This is a genomic window from Micromonospora sp. NPDC048835 (assembly GCF_040649995.1).
GTDB lineage: Bacteria > Actinomycetota > Actinomycetes > Mycobacteriales > Micromonosporaceae > Micromonospora.
Map to the genome: position 1 here is coordinate 47,016 of NZ_JBEZGM010000032.1, position 11,925 is coordinate 58,940.

Below are 11,925 nucleotides of genomic sequence, written 5' to 3' on the forward strand. Positions count from 1 at the left end.
GAAACTGCAAGATCGCGGCGGCTTCCGGCCTGGTCTGCGTCGATCATGGAGTTGTGGTGCCTCGCATAAGGGGCGGAAGTGGATAACTCGCCCACCACAACTCCATGATCGACGGGGCGAGGGCGGGGCGATCGACGGGGCGAGGGCGGGGTGATCGACGGGGCGAGGGCGGGGGCGAGGGCGAGGGCGGGGGATGGGGCGGGGACGCGACTAGGGCCGGGCGGGGGCGGGCCAGCGGGGGACCGCGGGGTCGAGGGGCGGGGGACTAGGAGCTAGCGGGGGGACGGCGGGGTCGGGGGACCGGGGCGGGGCGAGGGCGGGCCCGGTTGCGAGCGAGGCAAGGGCCCGGGGTTCGGTTAGTGGCGGTGAGGGGTTTTCTGGCGGCGTTGGGCGGGGAGGGTCGGGGTCAGCTCGGTAGGGGTTGGCTGGGTGGGGGTCAGCGTGCTGGGGAGGCCGGTGACCGTGGCTTCGCCGCTGCGGTTGACCGTGACGTTCACCGGGGTGTTGGCCACGCGGAGGCCGTCGACAGCTACGGCGCCGAAGCCCGCTCCCGCCAGGGGTGCCAGTCGAACCGTGCCGCCCGGCACATCCGGGTAGAGGCCTGTGGCGGCCTGGAGCAGCAGCACCGCGCCCGCCGCGGCCCACGCCTGCGGTCGGCACGAAGCCGGGTACGGCACCGGGCGGCCCAGCAGGGACCTGTCGTCCCCGCCGTACAGCTCGGGCAGCCGGTAGTCGAATGCCTCGGCCGCGCTGAGCAGCCCGTCGGCCAGCCCGAGCGCCGCTTCGCGGTGTCCGGCGCGGGCCAGCCCGCCGAGCACGATCGCGGTGTCGTGGGTCCAGATGGAGCCACAGTGGTACGACAGTGGGCTGAAGCCGGCGTCGTCGCTGGACATGGTGCGTAGCCCGAATCCGGCTGCCATGGTGTCGGTGGTGAGCAGGTGCGCGACCTGGGCTTCCTCGTCCCGGTCGAGCAGGCCGGTGCCGAGCAGGTGGCCGATGTTGCTGGTCAGCGAGTCGACCGGGCGCTTGTCGCGGTCGAGGGCGAGCGCGGGCTGCGGGCCGTGGCGGCCGTCGACCCAGAAGCTGGTGCGGAACCGGCGGACGAGCGCGGCGGCGTGCTCGCGCCAGCGGTCGGCGTCCGGTCGGCCGAAGGCGTCCAGCAGGGCGGCGCCGTTCACGGCGGCCTCGTGTGCGTACCCCTGCACTTCGGACAGCACGATCGGTGCGGTGGCCAGGGTGCCGTCGCGGAACCGGACGGCGTCGCCGGAGTCCTTCCAGCCCTGGTTGGACAGCCCGTGCCCGGTGGTGTCGACGTACTCGACGAGGCCGTCGCCGTCCGGGTCGGCGTGCTCGCCGAGCCAGCGCAGGGCCGCCTCCAGGTGTGGCAGCAGCGGCTCGATCTGCTCGGCGGGCAGGCCCCAGCGCCAGGCGTCGTGCAGCAGGTTGACCCAGAGCATGGTGGCGTCGACGGTGCCGTAGTACGCCGGCGGCAGGCGCAGGCCGTTGCCGGGCACCGAGAACTCGTGCCGGCGCAGCTCGTGCAGGATCTTGCCGGGGGCTTCGCCGGTCGCCGGGTCGACCCTGGTGCCCTGCCGGCGGGCGAGGACGCGCAGGGTGCCGGCGGCCAGGTCGGTGCCGAGCGGCAGCATCATCCGGGCGGCCCAGAGGCTGTCCCGGCCGAACAGGGTGAGGAACCAGGGCACCCCGGCGGCGAGGAACACGTCTTCAGGTGCGCCGGTCTCGGCCAGTCGGAGGCCACGCAGGTCGTCGAGGCTGCGGTCCAGCAGCCGGACGAGGCGTCGGTCGTCGGCGCTCACCCGGGGTCGGGACCACTCCGGCTCGCTGGCCGGGCTGACGACGACGGCGTGCGGGTCCTCGACTGTCAACTGCCAGCGCAACACGGTCTCGCCGCCGGGAGGCAGGTCGACCGACCAGGCCAGCCGTGGTGCGGTGGCACGCTCGGCGTCGGCCAGCACGTCCGCGTCGGACGCGGTGACGGTGACTGTGGTTCCCGCTCCCGACCAGGTGAGCATGCCCGGCTGGCCGGTCTTGGCCTCGAGCGCGGTGGCGGCACCCCCGGACTTGACGGTCTCGATTGGTGCCAGGTCGCAGCCGAGGTCGATGGTGACGGTGGCCCGGACGCCGACCGTGGCGGTGGAGACGATGCGCAGCTCTTCGGTGAGTCCGTTGCGGGAGGCCCGGCGCAGACGGTCGACGCGGACGGTCGGGTCGGGGGTGGGGTCGCCGAGCCAGCGGGCCAGGCCGACGAAGCGTGCACCGTGTGGGCCGTCGTCGCCGCGGGTCAGCCCTTCGAGTTCCCGGTCGTCGACCCGCAACTCGGCGCGGGAGAGCACCCGGGCGTCGGCGTGGAAGACGCCCTGGACGCCGGTCGGGCGGATCTGCCCGGTCGCGTCCCCAAGCGCGCTGGTCGGGGCGAAGACCACCCCTACCAACTCGTGCAGGAGGGGTTGCAGCTGGCGTTCGATCACGGTGTGGCTCCAGATCCTCGGGGTGCGGGGCGGTCATCTTGACAACGCGCCCCTGGCGGTGCAAAGTGCGAAACATTCCAGAAACTTGAACGATCCAATCCTGCCTTATCCAAATTGGATCGTTCAAGACGGCGAGAGGGATTAAGTGGCCGAAAAGGTGACCATTGCGACGGTGGCCCGGCACGCCCGAGTCAGCCGGCAGACGGTGTCCAACGTCCTCAACAGCCCGCACATCGTGCGGCAGGAGACCCGTCAGCGGGTCCAGGACGCGATCGACGCGCTCGGCTACCGGGCCAACCAGGCCGCCCGACAGATGCGGACCGGCCGGTCCCGCCTCATCGCCGCGCGCATCGACCCGACCCGTGACGGCATCAATGGCTCCGTGCTCGACCGCTTCCTGCACGGCCTCACCGAGACTGCCGACGCCGCCGGCTACCGGGTGCTGCTCTACACCGCCACCGACGACGCCCGGGAGATCGCCACCTACGGTGACCTCCTCGGCACCTACGAGTTGGACGCGTTCGTGCTGGTGGGCACCAAGTACGGCGACCCGCGTACCGAATGGCTCGCCGACCGGGACGTACCGTTCGTGACCTTCGGCCGCCCGTGGGACGCGCTCGACGCGCACCCCTGGGTGGACGTGGACGGCGCGGCCGGCACCGCCCAGGCCACCCGACGCCTGCTCGACACCGGCCACCGGCGGATCGCCTTCATCGGCTGGCCGGACGGCTCCGGCGTCGGTGACGACCGGCGGGCCGGCTGGCGCGAGTCGCTACGGGCGGCCGACGTCGACCCGTCCGGGCTGCACCGGGAGACCGAGGACGGCATCGCCGAGGGCGAACGTCTGATGCGCGACCTGCTCGACGCCGTGGCACCGACCGCTGTGGTCTGCGCCAGCGACTCCCTCGCCCTCGGCGCCCTCCAGGCGATCCGCGGCACCGACCAGAACGTGTCGGTGATCGGCTTCGACGACACACCGGTGGCCGCCGCGGTCGGGCTGACAAGCGTCAGCCAACCGCTCGGCGACGCCGCCGCCCGCTGCGTGGACCTGCTCACCGGGGTCCTCGACGGCGACCACGAGACCCCCGACCCCGTGCTGCTCCAGCCCTCGCTGGCGCTGCGGCACACCGCGTAGTCCCACCCCCTCACCAGGAGAAACCATGGCACCCCGAACAATCACCCGGGCAGCGGTGGCCGGCCTCGCCGCCGTCGCCCTCCTCGGCTCCGCCGCCTGCGGCAGCGGCTTCGACGACTCGTCCGGCGACACCGCCCAGTCCAGCGGGCCGGCCAGCCTGCAGATCCTGATCGGCTCCTCCGGCGAGGCCGAGACCAAGGCGGTGCAGGACGCCGCCGCGAAGTGGGCCGGTAGTTCCGGCAACACCGCGACGGTCACCCCGGCGCAGGACCTCACCCAGCAGCTCGGTCAGGCCCTGGCCGGTGGCACCCCGCCGGACGTCTTCTACGTGGACGCGGCCCAGTTCGCCAACTACGCGAGCGTCGGCGCCCTCGAACCGTACGGCGACAAGGTCAACAACTCTGGTGACTTCTACGAGAGCCTGCGCACCGCCTTCACCTACGACGGCAAGCTCTACTGCGCGCCCAAGGACTTCTCCACCCTGGCCCTGCAGATCAACACCGACCTCTGGGCCAAGGCCGGGCTGACCGACGCCGACGTGCCGACGACCTGGGACCAGCTCACCACTGTCGCCCAGAAGATCAAGGCGAAGGGGCAGGTCGCGCTCGCCCTCGGCGACACCCGGGACCGGATCGGCGCCTTCATGGTGCAGAACGGCGGCTGGCTGACCAGCGAGGACGGCAAGCAGGCCACCGCCGACACCCCGGAGAACCTGGCCGCCCTCCAGTACGTCAAGACGATGCTCAGCACCGGGCTGGCCAAGTACCCGAAGCAGCTCGACGCGGGCTGGTCCGGTGAGGCGTTCGGCAAGGGCAAGGCCGTGATGACCATCGAGGGCAACTGGATCAAGGGTGCCCTGCAGAACGACTTCCCGAACGTGAAGTACAAGGTCGTGGCGTTGCCGGCCGGCCCCAAGGGTCAGGGCACCCTCTCCTTCACCCAGTGCTGGGGTATCGCCGCCAAGAGCAAGTACAAGGACCAGGCGATCAAGTTCGTCGAGGCGATGACGAGTGGCGAGCAGCAGATGACCTTCGCCAAGGCGTTCGGTGTCATGCCGTCCCGCCAGTCGGCGGGCGAGCAGTACACCGCCGCCTTCCCGGCCGACAAGCCGTTCATCGACGGCGCCGCGTACGCCCAGGGCCCGGTGAACGCCCCGAAGATGGACAGCGTCCTCAAGGACCTCGACACAGGTCTTCAGGGGCTCGCCAACGGCGACCCGAAGACGATCCTGCAGAACTTCGACAAGAACGCCACAGCGGCGCTCGGCGGTAGCTGAGGTGACGGTGGGGGCCCCGGCGATGACTGGGGCCCCCACCGCACGTCGGCCGGGGGAAAGAAGGGAGGGAAGATGGCAACCGAGACACTGACCGCCGTGGCGAGCACGGGCGGGGCCGAGCCCCGCCGACGCAGGGGCGGCATCCGCAGCAACGAGAACCTCGCCGGCTGGCTCTTCGTCGCGCCGGTGATCGTCATTCTGGGGCTGTTCCTGCTGCTGCCGATCCTGATGGCGCTCTGGGTCAGCCTGACCGACTGGAACGGCCAGGGCAGTCCCTTCACCGGCGACGTTCCGTTCGTCGGCGCGCACAACTACACGCAGTTGTTCACCGAGGACGGGCTGGCTCGCCGCGACTTCATGACGAGCATCCGCAACAACATCTACTACGTGGCGATCGTGGTGCCGGCGCAGACCGTGCTGGCGCTCGGACTGGCGCTTGTCGTCAACAACCGGATGCTCAAGGGCAAGAGCTTCTTCCGTAGCGCCTTCTACTTCCCCTCGGTCACCAGCTCGGTCGCGATAAGCGTGGTGTTCCTGTTCCTCTTCGCCAACTCCGGCGCGGTGAACGCGCTGCTCAGCTTCATCGGCATCGACGGGCCGGAGTGGTTCGCCGACTCCCGGGGCGTGCTGCACCTGTTGTTCGGCGCGGTCGGCGTGGACTCGCCGCCGGCGGCGCTCACCGACGGCGGCCCGTTCGGGCTGACCTGGTGGGACTGGTTGGCCGGCCCGAGCGTGGCGATGATGTCGATCATCACGCTCGTCATCTGGACCACTTCCGGCACCTTCATGCTGATGTTCCTGGCCGGGCTGCAGAACGTGCCGGTCACCCTGGAAGAAGCGAGCACCCTCGACGGCGCCTCCCGGTGGCAGCGGTTCCGGTACGTCACCCTGCCGATGCTCAGACCCACCACCTTCCTGGTGCTCACCCTCGGCATGATCGGCTCCTGGCAGGTCTTCGACCAGGTGTACGTGATGAGCCAGGGCGACCCGGCCAAGACCACCCTCACCCCGGCGTACCTGTCGTACCGGACCGCCTTCCGGGACTTCGACTACGGCTCCGGCGCGGCGATCTCCTTCGTCCTGTTCCTGATCATCATCGTGCTCACCCTCGTCCAGCGCCGGGCGCTTGCCGAGCGGGACACCGACCGGCCGCGACGCGGCTGGCGGCGTCGGCGCGTACCGGAGAGGTCCTGAGATGGCCGCGCTCACCGACCGCCCGGCAGCGCCCGCGCGGCGCGACCACCGCGCGGCCCGCACCCTGGCCACCCGTTTCCTGGGGTACGCCACACTCGTCTTCTTCGGGCTGGTGTTCCTCTACCCGTTCGTCATCCAGATCGGCAACGCGCTCAAGACCGAGCCCGACGCGGCGGCGAACCCACTGTCACCGTTCCCGGACCCGCTCACGTTCGCCGGCTTCGAACGGATCTTCGCCGGCACCAACTTCCCGCTGTGGCTGGGCAACTCGCTGCTGGTGACGGTGCTCGTCACCCTCGGCCGGGTGTTCTTCGACTCGCTCGCCGGGTACGCGCTCGCCCGGCTGCGGTTCCGTGGCCGGAGCGGGCTGTTCGCGGCAGTCATCGCGGTGATGGCGGTACCCGGGGTGGTGCTGCTGATCCCGAAGTTCCTGGTGCTCAACCAGCTTGGCATCTACAACAGCTACGCCGGCCTGGTGGTGCCGTTGCTCGCCGACGCGGCAGGCGTGTTCATCATGAAGCAGTTCTTCGAGTCGATCCCGGTGAGTGTCGAGGAGGCCGCCCGGATCGACGGGGCGAGCATCTTCCGCACCTTCTGGTCGGTGGTGCTGCCGATGGCGAAACCGGCACTGATCACCCTGACCATCCTGTCGTTCCAGGGCTCCTGGAACGAGTTCCCGCACAGCCTGGTGTCCGTGCAGGACCCGGACCTGTTCACCCTGCCGCGTGGCCTGGCCGACCTGGTCAGCGGCTCGCTCGGCAAGGGCACCCAGTACCCGCTCAAGCTCGGCGCCGCGCTGCTGGCCACCATCCCGGTGGCGATCATCTTCGTGGTGTTCCAGCGGTACTTCGTCCGCGACGCCAACGACGGCTCCGACAAGGGCTGACCCGGCCGGGTCACTCGCCGGGGCGGTCCTCGGCGAGTGGCTCGGTCGGCACCGCCACGTGTAGGCGCACCTGAGGCACCAGCATGTCGTCGACGTCGAGCGCCCGGGCCGCGCCGTCGGGCTCCCAGCCGGTGCTGGTGAGGAACTTGCGGGTCGCCTCGTCACCATCGAACGCCCAGGCCAGCGCCCGACTCATGCCGTCCTCCCGCCACAGGTCGACGGCGGCGGCGAGCAGCCGACTGCCGTGCCCGCGCCGACCCCAGCGCGGCTCGACGAGCAGGTCGGTCACCGCGGCCACGTCCGGGCCGAGCGCGTCGGCCGGCTCACCCGGCGCCAGAGCCTCGCCGTCGGCCGGGCCGGAGGCGGCGAACCCCACCAGATACGATTGCTCGGCCTGTTCGACGGCGACAAGCACCCGGTGCGCGCCGGAGGGCGGCTCCGCCACCGCGGCGCTCCACCGCCGGGCGAGGAACGCCTCGTCCAGGTTGTCGAGCACATGCCGAGGCAGGATCCGGCGGTACGCGACCCGCCAGGTCGCGAGCTGGATGCGTGCGATCTCGCCGGCGTCCTCGGGACGCGCCGGGCGAACGTAGCCGAGAGCCATGGGACGGAAGCCTACGCAGGGCGGGGGAGACGACGGTGGCGCAGGGTGCCAACAGGACGACCGCGCAGGTCGCCGGGGTGGTGGTGCTCGCCGCGGCGGTCACCGGGTTCCTCGCCGTCGCGGCCGTGCGGCACGGCTTCTTCGACCTGAAGGTCTACTACGGCGCGTTGACGTGGTGGGTGCACGACGGCGGGGAGATCTACGACTACCTCAAGCCGAACACCCAGTACGGCTTCACCTACCCGCCGTTCGCCGCCCTGGTCATGCTGCCGATGGCGTACCTGCCGTGGACTGCCGCGATCGTGGTGAGCGTCCTCGCCAGCGTGGTCACCACCACGGTGCTGATCTGGTGGCTCGTCGACCCGATCGCCCGCCGCGCCGGCTGGACCCGCTGGTTCGCCCTCGCCGTGGCGCTCTGCCTGGCCGCCGCGTTCGAGCCGATGCGGGAGACCGTCAACTTCGGCCAGGTCAACACGCTGCTGCTCTTCCTGGTGGCGGTGGACCTGCTGCGGCTGCTGCCGGCCGGCAACAGGTGGGCCGGGGTGGGCATCGGCCTCGCCACCGCGATCAAACTGACCCCCGGGGTGTTCATCGTCTACCTGCTGGTGACCGGCCGCTGGCGGGCGGCGCTCACCGCGAGCGGCACGGCCGCCGGGGTGACGCTGCTCGCCGCCGCGCTCTTCCCCAATGCGTCCCGGGAGTTCTGGACCGAGGCGCTGTGGAACACCGGGCGGGTGGGCGAGCTGGCCTTCGTCTCCAACCAGTCGCTGCGCGGGGTGGTCGCCCGCCTCGACCCCCAGCACCCCAGCACCCTGCTGTGGCTGGTGCTGGTCCTGGGTACCGTGGCGCTCTGGGCCTGGCGGTCCCGGGCGGCCGTCGCGGCCGGCGACGAGGCGACCGGCCTGGCGCTCACCGGCGCCGTGATGTGCCTGGTCAGCCCGGTCACCTGGGTGCACCACCTGGTCTGGCTGCTGCCCGCGTTGATCCTGCTCGTCGACAACGCGATGGCCGCGCCGGCCGGCCGCCGACGGCGCGTCCTGCTCGTCGCCGCGACCATCGGGTACGCGCTGCTGATCAGCCGGACCGTCTGGTTCTGGGAGAAGGACTTCACCGGCGTCGACGGTTTCCTGGGCGGCAACGCCTACGTGTGGATCAGTCTGGCGCTGCTGGCCCTCCTGCCGATCCGCCGCTGGCTTGCGCTGGACGGGTCAGCGCTCGAGGCGTCCGGCGTACCGCAGCTCGACCAGCCCGACCGGCGGGACCCCGCCGGCCAACGGCACCTGGTAGGTCGACCGCTCACCGTCAGGTGACAGGCCGACGCGCTCGCAGAACCGGCGAGCCCGCCGGTTGTCCGCCAACACCCACGCCCGGTACCCGGCCCAGCCGCGCTCGGTGAGCCCGCCCCGGGCGGCGTCCAGCAACGCTGCGGCCGTGCCGTCGCCCCAGCAGGCCGGCTCCACGTAGAGCGCCACCACCTCCCCGACCGTCGGGTCCAGGTCGTCCCGGTCCTGGTTGCGGCGGTACGGCCCGAAGGTGGTGAAGCCGACGACCACCCCGTCCACCTCAGCGAGCAGGGTGGCGAACGGGTGCTCCGGATCGGCGGTGCCGACGTCGCGACGACGCTGCGCCCAGGCCGCCACGTTGAGCCGCCCGAGCACCTCGTCCGGCATGAAGCCCGCGTAGCCGGCCTGCCAGCCGTGCACGTGCACCCGGGCGACCGCCTCGGCGTCGTCCGGCTCCTCCCGACGGATGGTCAGCATTGCACCGTTCTATGCCCCGTTGGTCGTCACGTCCAGCTTCCCGCACCGGCGTCGTACCGATGAATTAAGGTCGCCGACGATGACCGCACCGGAAGCACTCTCGCTGGCCCAGGCCCGGCGGGTGGCCCTCGCCGCCCAGGGCTTCGCCGACCCGGCGCCGACCGGCCTGCCCACCCGTCGGCACCTGCGCCGGGTGTTGGGCCGGGTCGGGCTGATCCAGATGGACTCGGTCAACGTGCTGCGACGCGCGCACTACCTGCCGCTCTACAGCCGACTCGGGCCCTACCCGACCACCCTGCTCGACCAGGCCGCCTACCGACGCCCGCGCGAGCTGTTCGAATACTGGGGCCACGAGGCGTCGCTGGTCCCCGTCGAGCTGCACCCCATGCTGCGCTGGCGGATGGCCCGCGCGCACAGCGAATCGTGGGGCGGCATGCGGCGGATCGCCCAGGAGCAGCCCGAACTGGTCGCCTGGGTCCGCGACGAGGTGGCCGCCCGGGGGCCGCTGACCGCTGCCGAGATCGAGCACGACGCACCCCGCGAGACCGGCAACTGGGGGTGGAACTGGTCGGCGGTCAAACGGGCGCTGGAGTTCCTGTTCTGGGCCGGCGAGGTGACCGCCGCCGACCGCAGCACCTCCTTCGCCCGCCGCTACGACCTGCCCGAGCGAGTGCTGCCCGCGGCGGTGCTGGCCGCACCCACCCCCACCGATGCCGAGGCGTACCGCACGCTCGTGGCCCTCGCCGCGCGGTCACTCGGGGTGGCCGCCGAGCCGGAGCTACGCGACTACTTCCGGCTGCCGCTGGCCGGCGCCCGGCAGGCCGTCGCGGAGCTGGCCGAGGCCGGCGAACTGCTCCCGGTCACCGTGGCGGGCTGGCGGCAGCCGGCGTGGCTGCACGCCTCCGCCCGGCTGCCCCGCTGGGTACGGGGCAACACCCTGGTCAGCCCCTTCGATCCGCTGATCTGGGAACGGGCCCGCACCGAGCGGCTCTTCGACTTCACCTACCGGATCGAGATCTACGTCCCGGCACCACAGCGGGTCTACGGCTACTACGTGCTGCCGTTCCTGCAGGGTGACCGCTTCACCGCCCGGGTCGACCTGAAGGCCGACCGCAAGGCCGGGGTGCTGCTGGTGCCGGCCGCCTGGGTCGAACCCGGCGTCGACCCGGGGGAGACCGCCGTGGCACTCGCCGCCGAGCTGTACCGACTCGCCGGCTGGCTCGGCCTGGACGCGGTGGCACCACCCGCCGCCGGCGACCTGGCCGGTCCGCTCGCCGCCGCGTTGGCTGGTGTGTCCGGTGTACCGTGAGCGCGTGACGAGCGTTCCCGGACCGGTCGACAAGCCGCAGCCCGCCCCCGACGCGGTCCACACCGCATCGGCCGGCAACGGCCCCGACGCCCCGAGTGCCGTCGGCACGGTCCCTCCCGGTGGCGCGGTCCCCGGTGGTGCGGTCCCCGGTGGGTTCGGTGCCGGTGGTACCGGTCCCAGCGACTCAGGCCCGGCCGGGTGGCCGACGACCCCGCCTGCTGGTTACGCAGCACCTGAGCCGGACCGGCTCACCCGGTTCGTGCTGCGGCTCTACGAACGTTCCCCGCGCTGGGCGGTGCCGCTGGCCGCGCTGGGCTGCGTCGCCGTGGGCATGAGCTATGCGCTGCTCAGCAACCCGACCCACGCCGACCCGGACGCCGCGCCCACCTGTCTGCTCAAGCTGACCACCGGGCTGGACTGCCCGGGTTGTGGTGGCACCCGCGCCCTCTGGTACGTGCTGCACGGCGACCTGCCGGCTGCCGCCAGGCACCACTTCGTGTTCGTCTTCGCGCTGCCGTTCCTCGCGTACCTCTTCGTGGCCTGGGCGGGAAGCCAGGCGTTCGGGTGGCGACTGCCCGAGCTGCGGATCAGCTCGAAGGTCATCGGCGGGTTCCTGGCCGCGTGGCTGGCCTTCTCGGTGCTTCGCAACCTGCCCTGGGCGCCGTTCACCTCCCTGTACGTCTGACCCACCGCCGTCCGACGCGCGCCACCGTCGCCGGACGTGCCGTCGTCCGACGGCTTCCGCCCGACCCCCCGCTGCTGTCTGACCCGCCGTCGCCTGATGTGCCGTCGTCCGACGGACTGCCACCCACCGCCGCCCGCATAGGCGGCGCTCGGCGGGCATGCGACGGTCGGGTCCTTTCGAGCTGAACCGTTTGCGGCAGCACGTGGACCCCCGCCGACCGCTGCCGATGAGTCGCACCCAGCTCGGGTGGATCGGGTCGCGATGGGCGTGCAGAGGGCTCAGCCGTGGCAGCCGAACATCCGTCGCCGCCCGCGACCCCACGATCGACTCGGCTTTCAGGAAATCGGGCCATCATCCTGCTCCGGACACCCCGACTTTCAGGAAGCCGAGGCGATCATCCAGCGAACGGCCCTATGCCCGCGCCCTCAGCGCACCGCAGCCGAAGCTCCGCGCCACAAGATCGTGCTCGATCCTGGATGTAGTGGTGTCGGGCGCGGGCGGTTTCAAGCGGCGGTTGCAACCAGGTGTTTGTGGAGTACCTCGGCTGGATTCTGCCAGTCGAGGGTTTGGCGTGGCCGTGCGTTGAG

General features: G+C 71.7%; 10 protein-coding genes. 7 read left to right on the forward strand and 3 right to left on the reverse strand.

Annotated elements, in window-relative coordinates:
• Window positions 1-356 precede the first annotated feature (356 nt).
• Window positions 357-2,489 carry a glycogen debranching N-terminal domain-containing protein gene (locus AB0C15_RS28115; RefSeq protein ID WP_357356883.1) on the reverse strand — a complete coding sequence of 711 codons (2,133 nt, stop codon included), beginning with the start codon at window positions 2,487-2,489 and terminating at the stop codon, window positions 357-359.
• Between the two features lie 157 nt (window positions 2,490-2,646).
• Between AB0C15_RS28115 and AB0C15_RS28120 the strand changes: the two genes are divergently transcribed.
• The 4 genes from AB0C15_RS28120 to AB0C15_RS28135 all read left to right on the forward strand — a co-directional run bounded on the left by AB0C15_RS28120 (window position 2,647) and on the right by AB0C15_RS28135 (window position 6,980).
• A complete protein-coding gene (locus AB0C15_RS28120) occupies window positions 2,647-3,624 on the forward strand; it encodes a LacI family DNA-binding transcriptional regulator (RefSeq protein WP_357356885.1) in 978 nt (325 codons plus the stop codon).
• Between the two features lie 25 nt (window positions 3,625-3,649).
• The gene (locus AB0C15_RS28125; protein WP_357356887.1) at window positions 3,650-4,900 is read left to right on the forward strand and encodes an extracellular solute-binding protein; all 1,251 of its coding nucleotides are present in this window, start codon (window positions 3,650-3,652) and stop codon (window positions 4,898-4,900) included.
• Between the two features lie 72 nt (window positions 4,901-4,972).
• Window positions 4,973-6,094, forward strand: a complete 1,122-nt coding sequence (locus AB0C15_RS28130; RefSeq protein WP_357356889.1) for a sugar ABC transporter permease — start codon at window positions 4,973-4,975, stop codon at window positions 6,092-6,094.
• A gap of 1 nt (window position 6,095) precedes the next feature.
• Entirely contained in the window at window positions 6,096-6,980 is an 885-nt protein-coding gene (locus tag AB0C15_RS28135; protein ID WP_357356891.1) for a carbohydrate ABC transporter permease, read from the forward strand.
• 10 nt (window positions 6,981-6,990) lie between these two features.
• On the opposite strand, the gene AB0C15_RS28140 is transcribed toward AB0C15_RS28135, so the two are convergent.
• A complete protein-coding gene (locus tag AB0C15_RS28140) occupies window positions 6,991-7,584 on the reverse strand; it encodes a GNAT family N-acetyltransferase (RefSeq protein WP_357356893.1) in 594 nt (197 codons plus the stop codon).
• 35 nt (window positions 7,585-7,619) lie between these two features.
• On the opposite strand from AB0C15_RS28140, the gene AB0C15_RS28145 reads away from it, so the two are divergent.
• Window positions 7,620-8,894 (forward strand): glycosyltransferase family 87 protein, encoded by a 1,275-nt coding sequence (locus AB0C15_RS28145; protein ID WP_357356895.1) that lies wholly within the window; start codon window positions 7,620-7,622, stop codon window positions 8,892-8,894.
• Here the strand turns inward: AB0C15_RS28145 and AB0C15_RS28150 are convergent.
• Entirely contained in the window at window positions 8,793-9,344 is a 552-nt protein-coding gene (locus AB0C15_RS28150) for a GNAT family N-acetyltransferase (protein ID WP_357356897.1), read from the reverse strand. The two genes, AB0C15_RS28145 and AB0C15_RS28150, sit on opposite strands and share 102 nt — an antisense overlap.
• Before the next feature lie 79 nt (window positions 9,345-9,423).
• On the opposite strand from AB0C15_RS28150, the gene AB0C15_RS28155 reads away from it, so the two are divergent.
• Together AB0C15_RS28155 and AB0C15_RS28160 are read left to right on the forward strand one after the other, a co-directional pair.
• Entirely contained in the window at window positions 9,424-10,653 is a 1,230-nt protein-coding gene (locus AB0C15_RS28155; RefSeq protein WP_357356899.1) for a crosslink repair DNA glycosylase YcaQ family protein, read from the forward strand.
• Between the two features lie 4 nt (window positions 10,654-10,657).
• A complete protein-coding gene (locus tag AB0C15_RS28160) occupies window positions 10,658-11,338 on the forward strand; it encodes a DUF2752 domain-containing protein (RefSeq protein ID WP_357356901.1) in 681 nt (226 codons plus the stop codon).
• Window positions 11,339-11,925: the final 587 nt, after the last annotated feature.

Coding starts and splice junctions, on each gene's coding strand:
- AB0C15_RS28140 (WP_357356893.1), bottom strand. CDS start 7,584: ATGGCTCTCGGCTACGTTCGCCCGGCGCGTCCCGAGGACGCCGGCGAG.
- AB0C15_RS28150 (WP_357356897.1), bottom strand. CDS start 9,344: ATGCTGACCATCCGTCGGGAGGAGCCGGACGACGCCGAGGCGGTCGCC.
- AB0C15_RS28135 (WP_357356891.1), top strand. CDS start 6,096: ATGGCCGCGCTCACCGACCGCCCGGCAGCGCCCGCGCGGCGCGACCAC.
- AB0C15_RS28155 (WP_357356899.1), top strand. CDS start 9,424: ATGACCGCACCGGAAGCACTCTCGCTGGCCCAGGCCCGGCGGGTGGCC.
- AB0C15_RS28125 (WP_357356887.1), top strand. CDS start 3,650: ATGGCACCCCGAACAATCACCCGGGCAGCGGTGGCCGGCCTCGCCGCC.
- AB0C15_RS28130 (WP_357356889.1), top strand. CDS start 4,973: ATGGCAACCGAGACACTGACCGCCGTGGCGAGCACGGGCGGGGCCGAG.